Here is a 22,799-nt window from a genome sequence, read left to right as displayed (position 1 = left end):
GGATAGCATTCGCTATCCTTATAACTGTTTATTCGTAGATTTTTTCTTGTTTATATAAAATGTAATAATAGCTGTAATGAGAAAAATAGGTATAGCATACGCTTGCCCAACAAACAACTTCCAGCCCGCATGATTATAACTTTGAGATGCTGGAGCAATCATAGCGATTACGCAAACAATAATATAGAGTACTAGTGCAGGGAGTATATTTTTCATTTGTTCACCTCCTTCTAAAGATATTCTATTTGGTTATTTATATACTTTAATTATTATTAAGGGCTTTGAAAAGTAAATATACTATTGTTTATAGTATTATAATATTTACAAGGGGTACTATGTTTAAATAGGGTAATGGGGGTTCAAATCTTAAAAAAGTGAATTATTAGTAAAAAAGATGGCTATATGGTAAAAGATGTAATTTTTATATTTAATATCATTATATAGCATGTTGAGGGCAAAATGTATAAAATAATTAACTTTACTTATGCAGGAGAAGAGGTAAGAAATATATGAGAAGGTTATGCATAATTCCATGCGGAAAGAAGAAAATTTGGGATAAGTATCCAGGTTATGGACCAATGGAAGCAAAAGATGTATATATTAGCCCGTTCGGAAAAGCATGTCAATCTTATGCAACTATGTTTTTCGAGAATTGGGTTATATTATCAGCGAAGCATGGATTTTTAAGGCCAAATGATATTGTACTAGAAAACTATGATCTTGGGTTTGATTCAAAGAGCGATAAGGTAATAAGTATAGAGCAATTACAAAAACAGATGGTAGATAAAAGTTTACTACAGTTTGACGAAATCGTCTTACTTGCAGGGCAAAAGCATAAAAAAGTAGTAACAAAGCTATATCCAGAAGAAATGATTACATATCCGTTAGAAGGATGTAAAGGCATTGGATATATGTTGCAGAGGTTGAAAGAGGCAGTGAAGGAAGAGGAGGAAATATAAGTATAGTTTCGGTCACTATGAGCTTAAACTGTTTTTAGGGAATTAAAACGTAAAATAGAGTTTTTAAGCATCGCCAAAAAGGTGATGCTTTTTGTTCGTGTCACCACTTTTTATAACGAAAACGAATTGCCTTCACTTTTAGAAAATGTAGGATGTATGGGTACAGTTAAGATTGTAAGTGGGAATAGCAATAAGACAAGTTTTGAATATGATATTAAGAAAGGAGATGTTGATAAATAATGGCCAGATATAGTTTGCACGGAGGACACAATAGTATTGTTCAAGGTGCTAATTTCGGGAATCGGAAAGAACACGTTCTAGATAGGCAAGTTAAAGATGCTGTGGCGACTAAGTTAAGGTCCCTAGGACACACGGTTTATGACGATACGGACGAGGTAGGGACAACTCAATCACAAAATTTAAATAATATCATTCGGAATAGCAATTCCCATGCTGTGGATTTAGTTATTTCTTTTCATCTTAATGCAAGTGATGGAAATGGACAGGGTGTTGAGGTTTTGTATTATGATCAGAAAGATTTGGCGGCTAAAATCTCAGCTCAACTAGCAAAAGATATTGGATGGCGTGATCGAGGTGCGAAACAACGTACAGATTTAGCAGTATTAAATGGAACGAAAGCACCGGCTATTCTTATTGAATTAGGATTTATTGATAATGAATCCGACATGGCAAAATGGAATGTTGATAAAATCGCTAATTCTATTGTATTTGCTCTTACAGGACAAACTGGAGGAGGTGCAACGGACTTGCTCAAAGTAAAAACTGGCGGTGTAGCATTTAGTAATTTACAAGATTTGGCTCAAGCTATGGTAGATGCGGGTATTGATGGACAAATTGTCGTTCAGAAAGATGGCATTGGTTATGCTATAACGAATGGCTATCCGTCCGGAAATATCGATAAATTTACAGCTTGGTTAGATGCACGTAAATGGTACTATGAGTACGTGAGATAAAACGAAAAATTGTCTTATTTTTAGTTAACAAGTATATTAAGTAACTAATAATTATGTAACTATAAAAACATGAACAATGTATATGTAAATTAGTACACAAAACCACCTGTCAGAAAGGTGGTTTTGTGTATCACGCTTTAATGGCAGTAAAATTCATACCTCAAAATTCGGATGAAGCTAAGAAATTAGCTGGGAATTGCACTGCTTGTGGCCTCCTACTGATTATAGTTTAGAGCTTTGTAAGTCTTTACTTATTAAACCTGTAATAATATTTTATTTTCTCAATACATAAGCTGAATTTTAAAATATTACGCAATAATACACTACCTTTCATACTATTTATTAGTTGATAATAGCAAAAAAACAAGCTTTGAATATAATAATGAAAAAGGAGATGTGAAATAATGGGTTATATTGTAGATATTTCGAAATGGAATGGCGACATTAACTGGGATATCGCAGCACCACAATTAGATTTTGTAATTGCACGTGTGCAAGATGGTTCAAATTATGTAGATCCTTTATATAAAAATTATGTGCAAGCAATGAAAGCAAGAAATATTCCGTTTGGTAATTATGCGTTCTGTCGTTTCGTTTCAGTAGAGGATGCACGGATAGAGGCGAGAGACTTTTGGAACCGTGGTGATAAAAATGCAACAGTTTGGGTAGCTGACGTAGAAGTAAAAACAATGAACGATATGAGAGCGGGTGCACAAGCTTTTATTGATGAATTACGCAGATTAGGAGCTAAGAAGGTTGGTTTATATATTGCTCATCATATGTATGATCCATTTGGAATGGCAAATGTCAATTGTGATTTTGTATGGATTCCTCGTTATGGTGGTAACAAACCAGCCTACCCATGTGATATTTGGCAATACACAGAAATAGGGAATGTAGCTGGCATAGGAAAATGTGATTTAAATAAGTTAATGGGAAATAAGCCGTTAGTTTGGTTTACTAATCAAACTGTTGAACAATCGACAAAACAAGAAGGAGTTGGAATTATAGTGAATAAATTTAGTAAAGTTGTTACGTATGAATTTGGTACAGCGTTAGTAGTAGAAATGTTAGGAATGATGGATGCTCTGGGGTATGAATCTCGTATTATCTCATATGGAGATAAACAAGGATTAGTTAGATTTGAAACAGCATATCGCCAAGGGAATGAATTAGATCGAGCGACAGCGTGGTTAGATGCTAAAGGACTTAAATATTTTTATACAAAAGAGTAGTTTGCTAAATAAAAAGCCGTCATGTGACGTTTTTTTATTTTTATGTAATCTTTTAATTCTATGTAAAACAAAAGCGAAATGCCATTGTAGGCATGAAGAGGAAAGGTATTAATAATAAAAAGGAGTACGATACGTACTCTTTTTTGGGGTGATTATATTCCATCTTGAACAGATTTCTTTACAATTAACCATGTGTCTTTCTTTTTAATCGTTATAGCTACATTAGTTCCATTAGATTCCTTATAAAAGATATATCCATTGTTTGAGTTTACATATGTGACTGGTTCGCCTATGCAATCTCGCGAGCAGGATTTGTTGACTAGTTCAATTAGGGATAGTTCGCTTGGATCTGTTTTACTGGCTTCTATAACAGCATCAAGGCTTGTTTTTCGATAACCTTGCAAGTTTATATGAAAAAGCTGCTCTATTTCTCCTGTAATGCTAGTATTCATTACTTCTACTGAATTCTTTTTTTCTTGAAGAAATCCGTTTTCATAAAGTAATTTTGTATATCCAATCCATGCGATTAAAACTAGCATGATAAACATACTACATATTTTAAGTGTTCGAAGGCGTTTACTAACTATCGTTTCTGAGTATTTCATTCACTTTAATCCTCCAATGTTTTTAATTTAAAGTATGCCTCAATACATATTTTTAGAAGAAGGATAGAATTTAAAGAGTTCTAGATAAAAAAGAAAGCATCTGAAGTGAGATGCTTTCTTTTTAGTATTTTCACTATCTGTTCGTTACTTGTTTCATAAGTGATCTAATTTCTTTAACGGGTGGTTTTTTATCATAGGCATCAACGTAAGAAAAGTAATAATTTAAGTTTCTGAGAAGCCCTTTTCCTATTTTAGCACTTAAAAAGGGAAAGACTTGTCCAGTATAATCATCAAGAGATTTACAGTAGTATTTTTCATCTAAATATATACTGTATTTACATGTTAGTTCTACTAGTGAGTTCCCTTCATCATCAATTACTTCCTTAGAATCAATAATGTCTATTAATGCGAATTTTTCATTTAGATAAACTTTCTTCTTTTTCTCATGTTTATTTGTAAGTATAAATACGAGACCAATGGCGTTAATCAAACTGTTTCCTCCTATAAAAAACGGATATTAATAAAATATATCGATATACGTTAAATGTAAAGAGGACAGGTGAAATATCATTGCTAGAAAGTTCGATAAGCCGATTTGGTTTTCAAATCGGCTTATTGTTATTGAAATACTTGCGGGAATTGCTTTACGATTGCGTTTGTTATCATGTCGGACATTTCTAAAGCTTCTTTTTCAACTTTATCGTACAATTTTACTCCTGCTTCATAATCTTTATTTAGAAATGCCAGTGCTTCTGCTTTTGTTAATGCTAGATGTTCATAAAACATTTGTGTAAATTCTTCTTTTTGTATATATGGGTTGATGCTAGTAAGAAACGCTACAATTTCATCACCGTTAGCGTACCATTTTTTCTCTATAGCGACAGCTGCGTTTTGGTCACCAGCTTTTGCGGCTTTAACAAGATCTGCTGCAATTACTAAGTGGTCTTTAATTAATGCACTATATTTTTTTACTGCATCTTCACCATAGAATGGTTCAAGAGATAGTCCCATATGTGTTGCATTTTGAAGAAGACGTTTAACTGTAACGTTTACGTCTGGTAAATGAAAGACAATACTTATAATAGCTAATCTCGTCCAAGCGACATGTTGTTCCCAAAAGGAACGCATATAACCTTTTAAAAAGTTCTCATTTTTACTAATTCTGTAATTACGTACAGATGTATCAAAGTGTAGATAATGGTTATGATAGGGGGAGTAATACGATTGCCGATAAGAATACATAAACGGTAACACTCCTTTGAACATGTATAACTCAAAGTATGATAGGAATTTATAATTAGTTACGTGTCCTCGTTTATTTTCAAAAATTGCTATGGAAAAAGATGAGGAATTTTATTGCGTTATATACAAATAAATTGAATATAAAGTAAAAGAGGCTCTGCAAGGGAAGTTGCAGAGCCTCAAAAGGGTATTGCCGAGATGTCGGACTCGACTACGTAATATTATCATAAAATTCTATTAAAAAAACCTGGTAAATGTGTCCAATTGAAAGTGAGTCTTTAATAAAGTGAAAGGGACCTGCTTCCCGCGGCAGATCCCTTTCACTAGATAATGTCGATGAGCAAAAACTCATCTGGAGTACCTTTATAGTAACAAGTGAAATTCGTTTTGTGTATTGAGAAAAAAGAATTAGATAATTAAATGTTAAGCATTTATATTTTACCTTTTGTAATTATGACCATTTGTAGTGAGTGGATTAAGATTATAAAATGGTGATAAGATTTATAATTACATCTAAAAGTATTATGAAATATATATAAATTAAAAAAGACCCGCTTATATAAGCAGGTCAACTTAAGGGGTTTATCCAACAGAATATTTCATATAATACCAACTGTATTGCAGTAAGTCTATAAGGGTTATATTGAGAAAATTATTATGAATGATCTATTTCGCACCTGTATTAACGTTTAAAAAGTTGAGAAAGAAAATGAAAAAGCTTTCTATAAGAAAATAATGGTTGGTACTTATAGTATGATTCATATTTCCACGCTTCATTATTTGAGAATTGGAGTTGGTTCGATATGGTTTTCTGTTTGATGGAACTAATATTACAGTGCTTCATATAGTAACCTCCTGAATTCATATGTATAAGATTAGTAGTATTCAAGGAGAATTAATAAAATGTGTATTTATTTTGAAATTCGTTATAATTGATAATAATTCTCAAAAACGTAAAGAAGCATAAAATAATGAAAAAGCAGGCTGATAGTCATGTATTCATCACTTTCATGATGCATAAGAGATGATATAATAGGAGTAGATGAAAGATAAAGAAAAGCAGGTGACTCTTTTTTGTTTACAAAAGCACAAGAACTTTTAGCGTCTTATTTCGGTTATTCGTCATTCCGAAGAGGACAAGATGAAACAATTAAAAATGTATTAGATGGGAAAGATACTGTCTGTATTATGCCTACAGGTGGTGGTAAGTCAATTTGTTATCAAATTCCCGCATTAGTATTTGAAGGAACAACGTTAGTTATATCGCCTTTAATATCACTTATGAAAGACCAAGTAGATACATTAGTACAAAATGGTATTTCAGCTACATATATTAATAGTTCTATTTCGATTACAGAAGCGAATCAACGAATTCAATTAGCGAAACAGGGCCATTATAAGTTACTTTATGTAGCGCCAGAGCGACTTGATTCAATGGAGTTTGTTGACCAACTGATCGATATGAAAATCCCGATGATTGCCATTGATGAGGCGCACTGTATTTCGCAGTGGGGACATGATTTCCGTCCGAGTTATTTACATATACACCGTATATTAGATTATCTTCCAGAAAAGCCGCTCGTATTAGCATTAACTGCTACGGCAACACCACAAGTTCGTGATGATATTTGCAACACGCTTGGAATTAATCAAGAAAACACGATTATGACAACGTTTGAGCGCGAGAACTTATCATTTTCTGTTATTAAAGGACAAGATCGTAATGCATATTTAGCAGATTATATTCGTCAAAATCAAAAGGAATCTGGGATTATATATGCAGCTACTAGAAAAGTAGTTGATCAGTTGTATGAGGATTTAATGAAAGCGGGAGTTTCTGTATCAAAATATCATGCCGGTATGAGTGATAACGATCGAAATGAGCAACAAGAACTCTTTTTACGTGATGAAGTGAGTGTAATGGTAGCCACATCTGCGTTTGGGATGGGTATTGATAAATCGAATATTCGTTACGTTATCCATTATCAACTTCCAAAAAATATGGAAAGTTATTACCAAGAAGCAGGACGTGCTGGCCGTGACGGATTAGATAGTGCATGTATATTGCTTTATTCTTCTCAAGATGTACAAGTACAACGCTTTTTAATTGATCAATCGACAGGAGAGTCTCGTTTTTCAAACGAACTTGAAAAACTGCAAAATATGACTGACTACTGTCATACAGAACAATGTTTACAATCATTTATTTTGCAATACTTTGGAGAAGAACCAAAAGAAGATTGTGGCCGCTGCGGTAATTGTACAGACGACCGAGAAAGTATCGATGTGACGAGAGAATCGCAAATGGTTTTATCTTGTATGATTAGGACGAACCAACGATTTGGTAAACAAATGATTGCACAAGTACTAACTGGATCTAAAAATAAGAAAGTCATTGAATTTAATTTTCATACTTTGCCAACTTACGGACTTTTATCAAATCGTAGTGTAAAAGAAGTGAGTGAATTTATTGAGTTTTTAATTTCAGACGAGCTAATTGCAGTTGAACATGGTACTTACCCGACACTAAAAGTAACGGAAAAAGGGAAAGAAGTGTTACTTGGTAAAGAGAATGTTTTACGTAAAGAACGAGTAGAGACAAGACAAATCGTTCAAGATCATCCTTTATTTGAAGTACTTCGCGAAGTACGTAAAGAAATTGCGCAAGGAGAAGGGGTACCTCCATTCGTTATTTTCTCTGACCAAACGTTGAAAGATATGTGCGCAAAAATGCCGCAAAGCGATTCTGAACTTTTAACTGTGAAAGGGATTGGTGAACACAAACTTGTGAAGTATGGTTCGCACTTCTTACAAGCAGTTCAGCACTTTATTGAGGAAAACCCAAACTATGCTGAAACTATTAAAACAGAAGTGGTGACAGAACGGAAGAAATCAGGGAAAGCTTCAGCAAATTCTCATTTGGAAACGTATGAAATGTATAAACAAGGTATTAATCTAGATGAAATTGCGAAAGAACGTGGATTATCAAGACAAACGATTGAAAATCATTTAATTCGTTGTTTTGAAGATGGAATGGAAGTAGACTGGAACAGTTTTGTTCCTGCAGAATACGAGCAACTGATTGAAACTGCTGTGCAAAATGCTGATGGTGGTCTGAAATCGATTAAGGAACAACTTCCGAATGAAGTGAGTTACTTTATGATTCGTGCTTATTTACAAATTAGAAAGTAGTGACATGTAAAGGGGATAGGGATTAATGCATCACGTTTTTGTGTATGGCACGTTAAGAAAAAAGCAAACGAATGCTCATTATATGCAAGGTGCAATATGCATTGCAGACGAAGCATGGACGTATGGGGAATTATTTGATACAAACGAAGGGTATCCGGCGATGACTTATTCGAATGAAGAAAAGGTGTATGGAGAAGTTTATGAAGTAAATGATGACATATTGCATAAGTTAGACGAACTAGAAGAATATACAGGTAATGCAGAGACGGATTTATATGAACGAATCACACAAATAGTATTTGATGGTGATAGGGAAATAGAGGCATATGTATATCTCGCTCAAGATAAAAATATGCTAAAGAAAGTTATCATTTCTGGTGATTGGTTGAAGTATCAACAAGGGAAATAATAGCAGCCATAGAGCAGATAGTGGAATTGTCCATTATCTGCTCTTTTATTTTTGGCACTTTAAAAATTCTTATTATTTAGATAAAATGTAAATGTAGGGAAATCAAAAGGAGGATTTTTCATGGGTATCAGAAATTTAGTTTCTCACCTGTAGTAGAAAAATAACGTACAGGAGGAGAATAATAATGAACGAATTAAATGTAAAAGAATTTTATAAAAAACAATTTGAATTACTAAGCTATAATATAAAAAATGAAAATTGGTTGCAGGAAGTTGCGAAAGAAGTACAAGAACAAATTGGATATTCATTTCAAACGATGTTAGAACTAGGAGCTGGAAATGGTGGTTTTGCAAGAGCGATGTCTAATTTGGATGTAAAAATGACTACTGTTGAGCTTGTACCAGAGTTAGTTATGTTTGCTAAAGAACATTCTACTAGTGATATTGAGATTCATTGCGCTGATTTTTATAAAATTAACTTTGAAGAAAAGTTTGATGTTGTTAGTTATTTAGATGGATTTGGTGTAGGGACAGATGAAGAACAATTGGTTTTATTAAAACGAATCCATAATTGGTTGAAAGATGATGGGTGTGCACTTATTGATATTTATCAACCATTATATTGGGAAAAAGCAAATGGACAAGAAATGCCGATTTATTCTGCAATGCGAAAATATGAATATGATAGTGAGAATGCTAGGATGCTGGACCACTGGTGGGAAAAGGATTCTTCAAATGATATCGTGACACAATCTTTACGTTGCTATACGATAGATGAGATTAGTAATTTATGTGCAGAGGCGGGTTTCAGTATAGTTGGGATTTTCCCAGGAGGAGCGTATGACTTTGAAGAGAGGAAATATAAAGAGCAAGCGTCTTTAAATGAATGTTTATCATATCGAATAAAAATAAAAAAAGAGTAGGGATTAATTCCTTACTCTTTTGTGCTTTTATAATGTGAATCATTGACTGTTTTTCGTATTTAATTGTCGTTCTTTTTTAATTCTTATAGATCTTAGTACAATCCCAATTCCAAGAAATACAATAGTAGCAACGACTCCGCTAATAGGGTTTAACCAAAAATCACTGCCTTTGGTAAGTGTAATAATCCCTGTTATTGTAACTAAAACGGTAGGAACAGCATCTTCAATTGCATGCATGATAACGCATGGCCATACTGACTTTGTAAGTCTATATATTTCAACATACATAATAGACCAAGAAACCATAAGTATGCAACCGGATAAAAGCATATTTAACCTTGAAATAGATTCGAAATATTCATTTGGTAAAAAAACTAAATAATAAGCGGCATGCCAAAGAGACCAAACTAAACCAGAAATAATATAAATAAACCAATCGTTTAACTTTAGTTCAATGAGCTTAGGAGTTAAATAACCGCGCCATGAAAACTCTTCAAAAATATTTTTAATAAAGTTACCAATAGTAGACATGAATATGAGTGACAATAACGAATATATTTCAAAACTAGTTATGTTTGCTACTCCAAAAATAAGTGCTAAACTTATCGTTATTACTGTAACGAACGGGTAAATTAGTATCGCAACGAAGTACCATTTAAAGTTTGCCTTCAAATTTAGTTTTATACCAAAATCATTCCAATCTCGGCTAATAACTCTAAGGAAAATACATGAGAGGAAAGGTAATATTAACCACAGTCCCATGCCTAAAGAGTTTCCTTCAGGCTGATCTGTTAGAAAAGAATCTAGAATTACGCCAATCCAGCCACTTGCCAATACAATGAACACAAAAATAAGTAAATGTAACTTAAGGGTTTTTCTTTTGGTAGCAGTCATTTTCAATAGACTCCTTTACTCTTATTTTTGACTTTTGTGACCTTGGGTATTTTATCAATGAAATAATAGATAACTAGAAAAGAAGCTGGAGAGTATGTAAGGGGAACTTAGTTAGATAGTATAAAGTCCTTTTAATCAATAGAAAATAGCGGCTTTTGTATAAATCACTTTATTATATGTGTAGTTGTATGATTTAGATGTTATATATTCTTATCATGTAAAAATATCATTTGAATTTCAATATTAGAAAGGTGAAAAGTAAGTTTTTTCAGAAAAAACAAATTAAGTCCTTGACTTTATAATTGGATTTTTAATACAATTATATTTCGACTGAAAAATTAGAACGGACAGGAGGGAATCATCAAATGAACAACATTTTTGAAGAAGAGTTACAAAAAATGAAAGATACATTACGTACGATGGATGATCAATTAGAACAGCTTGAAAAAATTCCAGTTTATTACGGCGATGATTTTAAAGAGCAAATTCTTGAAAGTATGAGGGAGTCTAATAGACAAAACTTACGTATTGGGGTACAAGAACCGTACTTTGGTAGATTAGATTTTCAAGAGGATGGCAAGGGAGAAGTTATGCCGATTTACATCGGTAAAGTTGGTGTTTCAGATAAAGATACGATGAAGCCAATTGTAATTGATTGGCGGGCACCTGTCGCAAGTATGTTTTATTCATTTACCGGCGGTGAAGAATTAGCGTTTTATCAATCACCGGATGGATTAGTAGAAGGTGATGTTTATTTAAAGCGAAATATCTCTATTCGAAAAAGAGAATTAGAACGTGTTGTTGATACATATGTAAAAGGAAATGAAGATGTCTCGCATGCCGATGATTTTCTTCTATATCGATTAGGTGAGAATAAAGATAATAAACTAAAGGATATTGTTTCGACGATTCAATCGGAGCAAAATGATATTATTCGTGCGGAAAGAAACTTGCCATTATTAATTCAAGGGGTTGCAGGGAGCGGTAAAACAACGATCGCTTTACATCGCCTTGCTTTTTTAATTTATGAATATCGTGAGCAACTAGAAGCTGAAAGAATGATTGTATTCGCTCCGAATAGTCTGTTTTTAGACTATATCTCGAGTGTGCTTCCTGAATTAGGTGTTGGGAATATTAGTCAAACAACATTTCCGGACTGGGCATTACGTACGTTAGATGATTCGGTGAAACTGAAGCAGACAGAAGAAAAGTTGAAAGAAGCATTTTCTATTAATCGTGATGAAAGAAAGGTTATGCTTGGTAAATTGAAAGGTACGCTAGAATTTAAGTCCTTTATTGAAGAGCAAATGGTTCAATTTGAAAAAGAACTAGTGCCAACAAGTAATTTTGAGGCATGGGATAAAGCTGTTATTCCAGTGGAAGATATAAAAAAATGGATGCAAGTTGAGTATAAACATTATCCATTAAAGAAAAGAAGAGAACGTTTAGTTGGCCGAATGAAGCGCTGGATTGAAATTGAACTAAAAAAGTATGGCGAAACAAACGAGAAGAAATTATTAAAAAAAGAAGCGACAAAGAGATTGAACAGTTATATGAAGTTTTGGCCGAAAATGAGCTCGCTTTCAATATATAGTTCAATATTGAAAAGCAAAGAAATACTCGAAGTATTACCCGAGGAACTTGTGAAAGAAACTGAGAAGAGTTGTCGTAAAAAAGAAGTGTATGTAGAAGATTTACCCGCTTTAATTTACATACATCATCGCATAACAGGTATTGAAATCGGGCAGAAATTTCATCACGTCGTTATTGATGAAGCGCAAGATTTCTCACCATTCCAAGTTTATGTATTAAAAGAAATTACATTAGGTAATTCTTTCACTATATTAGGTGATTTATCTCAAGCGATTTATGATTACCAAGGGATTGAAGATTGGAGTGCTTTTAAGGAAGTATTCCAAGAAACAGGCTATTATGAACTGACGAGGAGCTATCGTTCTACAAAAGAAATTATTGAATTTGCGAACGAAATAATTAAAAACGCCGAGATTCCAGTAGGGCTTGCGACACCAGTTTTTCGTAGTGGTGAAGAGGTCAAAGTAATTCAAGCAGAAGATCAATTTAATGAGATTATGAAGACGTTAAAACATTTACAAAATGATGATGTGAAAACAATTGCGGTAATAGGAAGAACAGACGATGAATGTCGCGATATATATGAGAAATTAACAAAGGCAGGAGTAGCTGTAAACGTCATTGAAGCAGATCAAAGTAAATATGAAGGTGGTATTTCAGTAGTACCTGTATACTTGGCAAAAGGGCTAGAATTTGACGCTGTGCTACTCATTGATGTTGATGAAGAACATTACAAAAATACAAAACACGATGCGAAGTTACTATATGTCGGATGCACGAGATCACTTCATGATTTATGGATTTTCCATAGTGGGGAAGCATCGCCTTTAATTAACGGATTAAAATAAAAATGAAACGCAAGAGGCTTTTCTAGTAACAAAAAGAAGGACCTCTTGTTTTTCCATATAAAGGTTCGGGGAGAGAATAACAATGATTACAAAAGTAATAACGAAAAGAAATTGGGAAATCGCAAAGATAAAGGGAGAAATTAATGAAGCCTCATTAAAAGAAGAGGGATTTATTCATTGTTCGTTTTTTGAACAAGCTTTAAAAGTCGCAGAAAAACATTTTAGTCATGAAGAAGAAGTTTTATTACTAACAATTGATCTAACTCTGTTAAAAGCAGAAATAAAATATGAACTTGCTTCTAACGGCCAAGAATATCCGCATGTTTACGGAGCAATTAATATAGATGCAATTATAGATGTTGTTCCATTGCTTAAGGAAAACGGGGAATTTATATTACCAGAGTTACAAAGGTAAGCGTGTTACAAGTAAATAATTTAGTTAGAAAAGCACAAATCATATAGTTTGTGCTTTTTATTATCCGTTTTTTGGTAAAATATTGTTGTTTTTGTCACACTAATACTGTACGATACATAGTATAAAACATATACTGTATGACATATAGTAATGAAAATGAGGTGAACACATGGATGCTTTATTAAATTCATTAATTACTGAACTAAGAAGAGGTACATTAACATTAGCGGTTTTAAGCCAATTAAGAACGCCGCAGTATGGATATTCACTTGTCCAATTATTAGAGAAATCAGGAATCGTAATCGATCAAAGTACTTTATATCCACTACTTCGCCGGTTAGAAAAGCAAGAGCTAGTGACGAGTAGTTGGGATAAAACAGAGAGTAGACCTCGTAAATATTATGTTTTAACTGAATACGGATTAGAAATATTCCAGCAGTTGAGAAAGGAATGGATAAAGGATTCGAAAAAACTTTATAACTTATTAAAGGAGGAGGACAAGAATGAATTTGATTGATATTTATGTCGAGGAAGTAGCGAAGAGATTACCTGAAAAAAATCGTGAAGATATTATTCTTGAGCTACGGTCAACAGTTGAGGATATGTTGCCTGATGATTATAATGAAGATGATGAAAAAAGGGTTCTTGAAAAATTGGGGAGTCCGGTTTCATTAGCTAATGGATATTTGGATAGACCGATGCATTTAATTGGACCGCGTTATTTTGATGTATATACGACATTATTAAAAATGATCATTCCAATTGCAGTTGTTATTGCACTCATTGCAATGGTTGCAGAAAATTTTTTAAGTTATACTGGTGATCAAGCAGTATTAAATGTTATTTTACAAGTAATAGGTAAAGGCATTGGAGAAATTTTTGAAGTAGCCCTCCATGTATTTTTCTGGTTAACACTCGTATTTGCTATTTTAGAAAGAACGGATAAAAACAAAGATACCGAGCCGTTGACGACAAGTTTAAAAAAGTGGACGCCAGATGATTTGAAAAATATTTCGTACATTCCGAAGAAAAAAGCAATCTCCAAGTTTGAAGTTTTTGGAGGGTTAATGTGGACGGCAATATGGGGTACACTTTATTTTTATGCGAATCATCTCGTTGGCGTATACAGTGGTACGGGAAGTGGATTGAAGTTTGTCGCGCCAACGTTTAATCAAGATGTGTTACTTCAGTATTGGCCAATCGTTGTGATGATAATTGTTTTTGAAATAGCGATATCTCTTTATAAATTAGTACAGGGACAATGGACAAAAAGATTGGCAATCGGGAATGCTATTCTCCAAATAGCTGGAACGATAGTATTCATTATAATTGTAGTAAATCCGCACATATTTACCGATGGATTTATTACGTTTGTGGCAAATGTGTTCACTATTTCTCCGGAAGAACTTAAAAAGTGGCTAATTAGTGGGGGTATTCTCATTTATGTTTTATCTGCTGCATTAAACATTTATGATGGCTTTCGAAAAGCTAGTGTTCGTGTAACAAATAGGTAGTTAAAAAGAGAACGTATATGAAAGGAAGAAAACGATGATAAGGGAAGCAACGGAAAAAGATGTAATATACATTTTAGATATTTATAATGATGCGATACTGAATACAACTGCTGTATATACGTATAAACCCGTAACCCTTGAAAATAGAATAGATTGGTATGAACAAAAAAAGGCTGATGGTTATCCGATTTTTGTATACGAACTAGATAATAAAGTAGTAGGATTTGCGACATTCGGTCCGTTTAGAGCTTGGCCTGCCTACAAATATTCAATTGAGCATTCTGTGTATGTTGATAAGGAATATAGAAAATGTGGGATTGGAACTTCTTTGATGAGAGCATTGATCACAATTGCAAAAGAAAGAGAATATATGACTTTAATTGCTGGAATTGATGCGGAAAACGAGAAAAGTATTGCCTTACATGAAAACTATGGATTTGTTCATGCAGGGACGATTAAAAAGGCTGGTTATAAGTTTAATAAATGGCTAGATTTAGCTTTTTATCAATTGGAGCTTAATGGTCCTAAAAATCCTTTAGAAGAATAGAAAATTAGTATCTTAGGTAGCATGGAGTTATTCATGCTACCTTTTTCTTATTGTAATCATAAGAATGCTTATCTAAAAAAGGGATTTCATATTATATATTGAATTATTAAAAAATAATATAACGTTTGGAAAAGAGGCTGGGAAATGGAAACTGTCATTCAAAAAATGAAAGAGATACAATCTGATCATGTTGGGATAGCTATTTATTCTACAAAAAGTAATCGCATAGTTGCTTCATATAATAGTGAATTAAATATTCCGTTAGCATCGGCAGCAAAAGTAACAATAGGATTTGTAGTAGCGCAGATGGTGAAGGAAAATAAATGTAATTGGCATGATATACTTCATCATGTTAAATTTAATCCAAATGAAGATAGTGCGCAGTTGTATCCACATTTACAAGGAAGAAGGACTTTAACACTTAGTAAAGCAGTAGAAGTGATGATAGCATGTCATGATAGTTACGTTGCACAGTCAGTTGTAATGTACTGTGGTGGATGGGATGCTGTGAAAATGTATGCCCAAACGTACTTTTCAAAAATTTATATACAAGAGGACGCTAGAGATGAGAAAAATGTTGGAGAATTAAATGAAGTTCTTTCACTTTTAGTACATATTTTTCAGGGTTATAAATCAGAAGCAGAATTATGGGAACCAATTATTAGCGGCATGGTAAGACAGCAAGCTGAATATGAAGGAATACATTCATATCACTTAGCTCATATGACAGGTGGGCTATCTTCAGCTGCAATAAATATTGGTATAATAGGAATATTTAACGAATTTCCGTTTCTTTATGTTATTGGGGGAAAAGATTTACCTAATCGACTTGAAAATAAAGAGGTAGATGAAGCTTTTGTGGTAGCTTTGAAGTACATATACAAAGAATATAGTCAAAGTATGCTAGGAGTGAGTAATTGAAAAGAAACTTAAAGACATCAACAATCATTATGTTAATTGTAACGATTATTGCTCTTGAAGTGGGTATCGCACTATACGATCACAATTTGTCATTAGATACTATTTATTTTGCAGCGATCCTCATTTGTATTGTATTACTTTTTGGTACACGTGTTTCTGAGAAGAAAGAGAGACGAAAAAAAACAGCTCTTTTATTTTGGCCATCTATTTTACTATCTATTGCTTCTTTTGCAGTTATAAGTTATATAAGAATAGGCTATGTCTCTGTACCAGGGATAATTGGTTTTTCATGCTTTGTTACATATGGTGGATTCGTATTTATTAGTATTTTAAAGAGGAAAAGTAAAAATTAAAGATAACTTACTAAGTTGAAAGGAAGGAATATATGAAACACATAGAGAATGGTACTCGCGCTGAAGGAGAATACATAAAAAATAAAGTCATTCAATATAACATGTCTATTTTAACTGATGAAGCAAAACAGCCGATGGAACAAGTAAGTTTTGTTGTGAAAGATGAGGCTGGGAAAATCTTTGGCGGCGTAACAGGTACGATGTATTTTTATCATCTTCATATAGATTTTTTATGGGTTGATGATTCAGTTCGTCATGATGGTTATGGTAGTCAACTATTACATAAAATTGAAGATATTGCGAAGGAAAAAGGTTGTAGATTAATATTATTAGATTCATTTAGTTTTCAAGCACCAGAATTTTATAAAAAGCATGGCTACCGAGAATATGGTGTTGTTGAAGATCATCCGAAAGGGCATAGTCAACACTTTTTAGAGAAGAGGTTATAGTATTCGTGTTTTGCGAGAAAAGTGTTTTTTAAAAGCATCGCCAATAAGGCGATGCTTTTTTTAGTTTATAGAAACTAATCCATCTGATGCAATTATGCGAAGAAATAGTTCGATTCGTATTACAAGGATTTTCTTTTTTTACTATTCAAATAGCTTATTCATTAAATCTTGTATTTCACGTCTTCTTTTATCTGTTTCATCCTTATCAATTGTATACGTATCATCCTCTATTATGAGAACATCACCCTCTTTTGCAGTGGAAGGGAGTTTGGATTTAGGTACATCAATTGTTACGTTATTCACTTCAATAACTGCTAGTTCGCCTTCGAAACGGTCAATAATACCTCTCTTCATAATTATCTCTCCGTTCTTACAGAAATGTTAGAACTATCACTAGTAATAATTACAGTTCCATTTAAATCCGTTCTATATACTTTAACAGACATTGCATTTAACTTTGCTAAAGTTTCCTGTGTGGGATGGCCATATCGGTTACCTGCACCTGCACTGATTACAGCGATACTTGGTTTCACTGCATCTAAAAATGGTTGAGAAGAAGAAGTCTTACTTCCGTGATGGCCAGGTTTTAATACATCGGATTTTAGGCCGGAACCATACGTTGCAACCATATCTTTTTCACTTTTAGATTCAGCATCACCAGTAAATAAGAAAGATTTGCTGCCATGTGTTACTTTTAATACAGCACTCCACTCATTTAGATCGTTACCGTATTCTTTAACAGGAGCTAAAAATTGTGAGTTTAAACCATTGATTGGTAAAGTTACTCCAGACTTCGCTTCTTTAATAGTTAACCCTTTGTTAGCTACTGCAGTTAAAAAGTCTTGAAACGTTTGTGTCGTATGGCTTACTTTAGGTGCGTAAACGTTTTTTACATTCATAGCATAAAGTACTTCATCCAATCCGCCTACATGATCGGCATCAGGATGAGTAGCAATCATATAATCGATAGTTTGGAATCCTAATCCTTTTAAATAATTTGCTACTACTTTACCTTTTCCGTTGTTACCACCGTCAATAAGGATCGTTTCGCCACTTGGAGATTTAATAAAAGTAGCATCACCTTGTCCTACATCAATATAATGAACTTCTAACTCTCCTTTAGGCTTAGGAAGAGCCGGACGGAAACTAGGTTCTAATACACGAGCTAAAAATGCGGCGAACTGTTCACGAGTTACTTTTACGTCTGGACCAAATGTACCATCAGGAAACCCAGCTGTAATATTATTTTGAGCTAAAATTTTGACAAAATTGTAACCCCAATGAGTAGATGGAACATCAGGGAAATTGACGTCTGCACCTGTAGGTTGCAAATTAAAAGTTTTAACTAAAACTACTGCCATTTCTGCACGAGTTAATGAACGGTCAGGGAAATAGTTTGTTTCACGTTGTACAATGTTATTATGTGCTAACTTATGTACAGAATCATAGTAATAGATACCTTTGGCTACATCGGAAAAAATATGATTATAGCTAGATGGTTTTTCTAATTTTAATGATAAATCTAGCATTAAGGCCATTTGTCCACGAGTTACATCATCACCCGGTTTAAAAGTTCCTTCTGGCGTACCATTAATGATACCTTTATCCGATAAATAGTTAATTTCCTTAATTGCCCAATGATTAGATTGGACATCTGGGAAAGCTTTAGCACTTGTAAGATTTGGAATGAACAATGTTAAAATCATGACAAATGTTGTTAGTAATAAACTAAACTTTTTCAAAAAATCGCCTCACTTAATGTATTTTTTACCTTATTAACTTTACCATTTATTACAAGTAATTCAAAGTTTAATAAGTAAATATTTTATTAGTTGTTTTGTATTTCCATAAATTCGTTAATTTGAAATAATCTAACTTAATAGAGGGGATAGGAAAGGTATTAGAGAATTGTTTATATTGCAATTGTAAAATCCATATTATAAATTTATAAAATCATTTATAATAATTTATATCATGTTAAATGGGAGAAAGAAAATGTATACATATAAATTACAAGATGAGAAACCAATCTGTTCAGAAAAATTAAAGAGGCTTTACGATTCTGTCGGTTGGTGGCCAGAAAGAAAAGAAATCGATATTCAAAAAATGTTAAAAAATAGTATAGCAATTGGGGTATGGAAAGAAAATGAGTTAATTGGTTTTGCTAGAGTTGTTTCAGATGGTGTTTTTCGAGCGTACTTAGAAGATGTTGTTGTGCATGAGAGTGTAAGGAATAAAGGTATTGGAGAGAAGATGCTTACAATGTTACTTGAAGAAATATCTCATATCGATATTGTGAGCTTATTTTGTGGAGAGAAGCTTATAAAGTTTTATGGTCAAAAACAATTTCAAGCGACGAAACAAATTGTGATGCATCGTAATCAAATAGTGAAAGAATAAGGGGAGAATTAGAATGAATGCAACAAGGGAATATTGTTTATCGAAAAGAAAAGCGACAGAAGATTCACCAGATGGTTGGAATGCAACGTGTATGAGGCTTAATAATAAAATATTTGCGATATTGAACCATGAAGAAGGCGAAAAAGCGGCAATAACATTAAAATGTGATCCAGAACTTGCGCTAAGATTAAGAGAAGAGTATCCAGAAACAATCATTCCGGGTTATCATATGAATAAAAAACATTGGAATACGGTGTATATACATAAAGATGTAGAACAAGTGCAAATTAATAAGATGATTGATTGGTCGTATGATTTAGTTCTACAATCATTTTCAAAGAGAAAGCAGCAAGAGTTATTAGATTAATATGTATAAGGGGTGGATGTATTGAAAGACACGATCAAAGATACATATGATAAATTAGCGAGTACATATAAAGAAAATCTAGATGTGGCAAATCCATATAACAGCTATTATGAAAGACCAGCGATGATGGAGATGGTTCCAAAGAAATTAGAAGGGAAGAGTATACTAGATGCCGGATGTGCAGCTGGATGGTATACTTCTCAATTTGTAGAAAGAGGAGCAAATGTTACTGCAATTGACGTAAGTTATGAAATGGTAAAAGCTGCAAAGGATAGTATGGGGGATAAAGCAACGTTTCTTTGTCATGACTTGCAAGAAGTATTACCGTTTGAAGATCATACTTTTGATGTAATTGTAAGTTCGTTAACTCTTCATTATTTACAAAATTGGAATCAAGTATTTCAGGAATTTCGTCGAGTATTGAAGCCAGGTGGAGAATTTATATACTCTATTCATCATCCTTTTATGGATTTTACAAAGTTTACTTGTAAAAATTATTTTGAAAAACAATTATTAGTAGATACTTGGATTAAACCTAATATTACAATTGAAGTTGAATTTTTTAGAAGGTCACTTCAAGATATTATTAATGAAACAACAAATTATTTTATGTTAGAAAAAATGGTCGAACCAAGGCCAGTTGAAAAGATGAAAGAAGTAAATGAAAAATCTTATTACTATTTAAATACAAATCCACATTTTCTTATTGTTAAAGCAGTTAATAAATAGCTAGTAAAATGATTATATTTTACTAGCTATTTTGCAGTTATAAATGATGAATTAGGAGTTTTGAAATGAATACGAAACGAAATAGATTACTATACGCAATGTTTACAATCCTTGTTATTATTTTAGGGCTTAGTTCAAGAAAGTTTGCTTTTGCACTGCCGGCTCTATTAAATGATTATTTAGGTGATGCTTTATGGGCGTTAATGATTTTTATTGGATTTGGATTTTTATTTCATAAAATAGAAATGAAGAAATTGGCTTTTGTTAGTTTAATGTTTTGCTACGGGATTGAAGTGAGCCAATTGTATCATGCTGAATGGATAGATAGTATTCGTGCAACGACTTTAGGTGGACTCGTATTAGGTTATGGATTTTTGTGGAGTGATTTAGTTGCTTATACAATTGGTGTTGGGGTAGGATTTCTTTTTGAGTTTATATTAAGGACGAATAAGCGATTTTAAATGGAGGTATTTATTATGGAGGATATATTAGAAATTGTGAATTTTTGGTTTGAAGATAAAGATGTCACAGCTACTGAAATAAAAGCAAACGTAACAAAGATTCATTGTAATAATAAATCCTATATTTTGAAGGAAAAGGGATCGATAAAACAACTATTAGTTGAAATACATGTATTAGAACAGCTTGAGGAAAAAGGGGTTAAAGTACAAAAATTAGTGAAAACGAGTAATAGTAAAAAGTATGTATTTTATAAAGAGAAGTATTATTGTTTGTACAAATATATTGCTGGAAGTGGACTTGAAATAAAAGATACAGAAAATCTGAAGGAGCTAGGAAGTACAATTGGAGAAGAAATAGCTAATTTACATCAAGTACTTAATTCGGTGAATAATAATGGGTTAGTAAAAAGAGATTTGTATAAAGTAGTATACGGATGGGCTTTACCTATTTTAGAAAAGAATGAGTATGTTCATCAGGATGTAATTCGAAAAATGAATCAAATACATACAGCTTTCAAAGAAATAGTTCACCCATTACGAGAGCAAATTATTCATCGTGATATGCACTTATCCAATGTAATCTTTAAAGATAATGAATTTCAAGGTTTTATAGATTTTGAACTATTAGAAAGTAATGTAAGAGTATTCGATTTATGCTATTGCTGTACGAGTATTTTGAGTGAGTTATATAGTGATGAAGTATTAAGAGGGAAGTGGCAACATATTATCAGCACAATCTTTGAAGGATATAATAAACAAAACATTTTAATGAAAGAAGAACTACAGTCTATTTGGTATGTCATGCTTTCGATTCAAGTTATCTTTATTACTTATTTTGTTCAGTTAAAAGATTTATTAAAGTTAAATGAAGAGATGTTTTTCTGGATTTTTGCTAATAAAGAAACTATTGAAGAATTAATAGAAAGTAGTGTACAAATATGAAAAAAATAATATTAATAGGTTCTGGTGGTTCAGGGAAGTCTACATTAGCAAGGCAGTTAGGCAATAAATTAAATATTAAAGTACATCATCTTGATGCACTATTTTGGAAACCGAATTGGGAAGGAGTACCGAAAGAAGAGCAAAGAACGGTTCAGAATGAATTAGTGAAAGAAGATGAGTGGATTATTGATGGGAATTATGGCGGGACAATGGACATAAGAATGAACGCAGCTGATACAATTATTTTTCTTGATATTCATAGAACAATATGTGTTTATCGTGCTTTTAAAAGAGTTATACAATATCGGAATAAAACAAGACCAGATATGGGCGCGGGATGTAAGGAAAGATTTGATTTACAATTTTTTAAATGGATATGGGAATATCCTAAGACGAAGCGACCTACAATTTTAAAGAAGTTAAATCAATTGAGTAAGGATAAAGATGTTATTATTTTAAAATCTACAAATGAAGTAAGACTATTTTTAGAGAAGTACAGTGCTATAAATGGTTAGATTATAAAAAGAAATAACCTGGGGGTATAGAATTGGATAGATTTATTAGGCTAGTTGATTCTAATATGGTGAAAATTCCAGCAGGAAAAGTAGAATTAAGAGATGATCGAATAAAGAAAGAATGGAAAGCCCAAGTTAATTCGTTTCTTCTTGCAAAGTATGTTGTAACGATGGAATTATATGATGCGATTACGAATCATACATCAAATTTATCCAAAGATAAAAACAAACCAGTTGTAATTTACATAGATGACCTTGGATTTAGGCTCGCTAAGTCCATTTAGAAAAATTATAAGAGCAAAATAATATAGAT

Annotated in this window: 27 protein-coding genes and 1 pseudogene; 21 read left to right on the top strand and 7 right to left on the bottom strand. The window is 32.8% G+C overall.

Annotated elements, in window-relative coordinates:
• Window positions 1–18 precede the first annotated feature (18 nt).
• Window positions 19–216 carry a DUF4017 family protein gene (locus PQF83_RS08080; RefSeq protein WP_000789869.1) on the bottom strand — a complete coding sequence of 66 codons (198 nt, stop codon included), beginning with the start codon at window positions 214–216 and terminating at the stop codon, window positions 19–21.
• 293 nt (window positions 217–509) lie between these two features.
• Between PQF83_RS08080 and PQF83_RS08075 the strand changes: the two genes are divergently transcribed.
• From PQF83_RS08075 to PQF83_RS08065, 3 genes are all read left to right on the top strand, one after another.
• Complete coding sequence (locus PQF83_RS08075; RefSeq protein WP_001253261.1) at window positions 510–959, top strand: DUF6884 domain-containing protein; 450 nt, start codon at window positions 510–512, stop codon at window positions 957–959.
• A 239-nt stretch (window positions 960–1,198) separates the two neighbouring features.
• Window positions 1,199–1,933 (top strand): N-acetylmuramoyl-L-alanine amidase, encoded by a 735-nt coding sequence (locus PQF83_RS08070; RefSeq protein WP_000135297.1) that lies wholly within the window; start codon window positions 1,199–1,201, stop codon window positions 1,931–1,933.
• 404 nt (window positions 1,934–2,337) lie between these two features.
• On the top strand, window positions 2,338–3,168 hold the full coding sequence (locus PQF83_RS08065) for a GH25 family lysozyme (protein ID WP_000540608.1): 831 nt from the start codon (window positions 2,338–2,340) through the stop codon (window positions 3,166–3,168).
• Between the two features lie 152 nt (window positions 3,169–3,320).
• Here PQF83_RS08065 and PQF83_RS08060 read toward each other — a convergent pair whose 3' ends face one another.
• From PQF83_RS08060 to PQF83_RS08050, 3 genes are all read right to left on the bottom strand, one after another.
• The gene (locus PQF83_RS08060; protein ID WP_000877582.1) at window positions 3,321–3,773 is read right to left on the bottom strand and encodes a hypothetical protein; all 453 of its coding nucleotides are present in this window, start codon (window positions 3,771–3,773) and stop codon (window positions 3,321–3,323) included.
• A 133-nt stretch (window positions 3,774–3,906) separates the two neighbouring features.
• The gene (locus PQF83_RS08055) at window positions 3,907–4,263 is read right to left on the bottom strand and encodes a hypothetical protein (protein ID WP_000606239.1); all 357 of its coding nucleotides are present in this window, start codon (window positions 4,261–4,263) and stop codon (window positions 3,907–3,909) included.
• A gap of 128 nt (window positions 4,264–4,391) precedes the next feature.
• The gene (locus PQF83_RS08050; RefSeq protein ID WP_000287692.1) at window positions 4,392–5,015 is read right to left on the bottom strand and encodes a hypothetical protein; all 624 of its coding nucleotides are present in this window, start codon (window positions 5,013–5,015) and stop codon (window positions 4,392–4,394) included.
• 1,074 nt (window positions 5,016–6,089) lie between these two features.
• Here PQF83_RS08050 and recQ point away from each other — a divergent pair.
• The 3 genes from recQ to PQF83_RS08035 all read left to right on the top strand — a co-directional run bounded on the left by recQ (window position 6,090) and on the right by PQF83_RS08035 (window position 9,538).
• Window positions 6,090–8,207 carry a DNA helicase RecQ gene (gene recQ / locus PQF83_RS08045; protein WP_000494287.1) on the top strand — a complete coding sequence of 706 codons (2,118 nt, stop codon included), beginning with the start codon at window positions 6,090–6,092 and terminating at the stop codon, window positions 8,205–8,207.
• Window positions 8,208–8,232: 25 nt separating this feature from the next.
• Window positions 8,233–8,616 carry a gamma-glutamylcyclotransferase family protein gene (locus PQF83_RS08040; RefSeq protein ID WP_000546576.1) on the top strand — a complete coding sequence of 128 codons (384 nt, stop codon included), beginning with the start codon at window positions 8,233–8,235 and terminating at the stop codon, window positions 8,614–8,616.
• Window positions 8,617–8,800: 184 nt separating this feature from the next.
• Window positions 8,801–9,538: an SAM-dependent methyltransferase gene (locus PQF83_RS08035; protein WP_001004313.1), complete on the top strand. Its 738-nt coding sequence runs from the start codon at window positions 8,801–8,803 to the stop codon at window positions 9,536–9,538.
• 39 nt (window positions 9,539–9,577) lie between these two features.
• Here the strand turns inward: PQF83_RS08035 and PQF83_RS08030 are convergent, their stop codons facing one another.
• Window positions 9,578–10,432, bottom strand: a complete 855-nt coding sequence (locus PQF83_RS08030; protein WP_000127497.1) for a CPBP family glutamic-type intramembrane protease — start codon at window positions 10,430–10,432, stop codon at window positions 9,578–9,580.
• A 365-nt stretch (window positions 10,433–10,797) separates the two neighbouring features.
• Here PQF83_RS08030 and PQF83_RS08025 point away from each other — a divergent pair, with 365 nt between their 5' ends.
• The 8 genes from PQF83_RS08025 to PQF83_RS07990 all read left to right on the top strand — a co-directional run bounded on the left by PQF83_RS08025 (window position 10,798) and on the right by PQF83_RS07990 (window position 17,072).
• Window positions 10,798–12,873 carry a HelD family protein gene (locus PQF83_RS08025; RefSeq protein ID WP_001059521.1) on the top strand — a complete coding sequence of 692 codons (2,076 nt, stop codon included), beginning with the start codon at window positions 10,798–10,800 and terminating at the stop codon, window positions 12,871–12,873.
• An 82-nt stretch (window positions 12,874–12,955) separates the two neighbouring features.
• A complete protein-coding gene (locus tag PQF83_RS08020) occupies window positions 12,956–13,288 on the top strand; it encodes a DUF952 domain-containing protein (protein ID WP_000629057.1) in 333 nt (110 codons plus the stop codon).
• 169 nt (window positions 13,289–13,457) lie between these two features.
• Window positions 13,458–13,805: a PadR family transcriptional regulator gene (locus PQF83_RS08015; protein WP_000339350.1), complete on the top strand. Its 348-nt coding sequence runs from the start codon at window positions 13,458–13,460 to the stop codon at window positions 13,803–13,805.
• Window positions 13,792–14,802: an HAAS signaling domain-containing protein gene (locus tag PQF83_RS08010; protein WP_001048868.1), complete on the top strand. Its 1,011-nt coding sequence runs from the start codon at window positions 13,792–13,794 to the stop codon at window positions 14,800–14,802. Before PQF83_RS08015 ends, PQF83_RS08010 begins: the two co-directional genes overlap by 14 nt.
• A 34-nt stretch (window positions 14,803–14,836) precedes the next feature.
• Window positions 14,837–15,349, top strand: coding sequence for a GNAT family N-acetyltransferase (locus tag PQF83_RS08005; RefSeq protein ID WP_000617502.1), 513 nt, complete (start codon window positions 14,837–14,839; stop codon window positions 15,347–15,349).
• 144 nt (window positions 15,350–15,493) lie between these two features.
• Window positions 15,494–16,270: a serine hydrolase gene (locus tag PQF83_RS08000; RefSeq protein WP_000450774.1), complete on the top strand. Its 777-nt coding sequence runs from the start codon at window positions 15,494–15,496 to the stop codon at window positions 16,268–16,270.
• On the top strand, window positions 16,267–16,623 hold the full coding sequence (locus PQF83_RS07995; protein WP_000828021.1) for a hypothetical protein: 357 nt from the start codon (window positions 16,267–16,269) through the stop codon (window positions 16,621–16,623). The genes PQF83_RS08000 and PQF83_RS07995 overlap by 4 nt, the downstream gene beginning before the upstream one ends.
• Window positions 16,624–16,655: 32 nt before the next feature.
• On the top strand, window positions 16,656–17,072 hold the full coding sequence (locus PQF83_RS07990) for a GNAT family N-acetyltransferase (protein ID WP_000680403.1): 417 nt from the start codon (window positions 16,656–16,658) through the stop codon (window positions 17,070–17,072).
• A 141-nt stretch (window positions 17,073–17,213) separates the two neighbouring features.
• On the opposite strand, the gene PQF83_RS07985 is transcribed toward PQF83_RS07990, so the two are convergent.
• Together PQF83_RS07985 and PQF83_RS07980 are read right to left on the bottom strand one after the other, a co-directional pair.
• A complete protein-coding gene (locus PQF83_RS07985; RefSeq protein WP_000820164.1) occupies window positions 17,214–17,426 on the bottom strand; it encodes a DUF3006 domain-containing protein in 213 nt (70 codons plus the stop codon).
• A 2-nt stretch (window positions 17,427–17,428) separates the two neighbouring features.
• Entirely contained in the window at window positions 17,429–18,814 is a 1,386-nt protein-coding gene (locus PQF83_RS07980; RefSeq protein WP_000714669.1) for an S-layer homology domain-containing protein, read from the bottom strand.
• Between the two features lie 253 nt (window positions 18,815–19,067).
• Here PQF83_RS07980 and PQF83_RS07975 point away from each other — a divergent pair, with 253 nt between their 5' ends.
• The 7 genes and pseudogenes from PQF83_RS07975 to PQF83_RS07945 form a co-directional block, all read left to right on the top strand.
• On the top strand, window positions 19,068–19,472 hold the full coding sequence (locus PQF83_RS07975) for a GNAT family N-acetyltransferase (protein WP_000288941.1): 405 nt from the start codon (window positions 19,068–19,070) through the stop codon (window positions 19,470–19,472).
• A 13-nt stretch (window positions 19,473–19,485) separates the two neighbouring features.
• Entirely contained in the window at window positions 19,486–19,839 is a 354-nt protein-coding gene (locus tag PQF83_RS07970) for an MmcQ/YjbR family DNA-binding protein (RefSeq protein ID WP_000994635.1), read from the top strand.
• 21 nt (window positions 19,840–19,860) lie between these two features.
• Window positions 19,861–20,568, top strand: a complete 708-nt coding sequence (locus PQF83_RS07965; protein WP_000655486.1) for a class I SAM-dependent methyltransferase — start codon at window positions 19,861–19,863, stop codon at window positions 20,566–20,568.
• Window positions 20,569–20,633: 65 nt separating this feature from the next.
• A complete protein-coding gene (locus PQF83_RS07960; RefSeq protein WP_001093428.1) occupies window positions 20,634–21,029 on the top strand; it encodes a ribosomal maturation YjgA family protein in 396 nt (131 codons plus the stop codon).
• Between the two features lie 15 nt (window positions 21,030–21,044).
• A complete protein-coding gene (locus tag PQF83_RS07955) occupies window positions 21,045–21,971 on the top strand; it encodes a phosphotransferase enzyme family protein (RefSeq protein ID WP_000389483.1) in 927 nt (308 codons plus the stop codon).
• Window positions 21,968–22,486, top strand: a complete 519-nt coding sequence (locus PQF83_RS07950; RefSeq protein ID WP_000720550.1) for a DNA topology modulation protein — start codon at window positions 21,968–21,970, stop codon at window positions 22,484–22,486. Before PQF83_RS07955 ends, PQF83_RS07950 begins: the two co-directional genes overlap by 4 nt.
• A 32-nt stretch (window positions 22,487–22,518) precedes the next feature.
• Window positions 22,519–22,725, top strand: a pseudogene (locus PQF83_RS07945) (hypothetical protein); the annotation flags it as partial.
• Between the last annotated feature and the right edge of the window lie 74 nt (window positions 22,726–22,799).

Origin of the sequence: Bacillus sp. FF-1 (genome assembly GCF_028548245.1) — a bacterium.
Classification (GTDB): Bacteria; Bacillota; Bacilli; order Bacillales; family Bacillaceae_G; genus Bacillus_A; species Bacillus_A paranthracis.
Note: the sequence above shows the minus strand (reverse complement) of the source record. Positions and strands in the feature narration are given on the sequence as shown.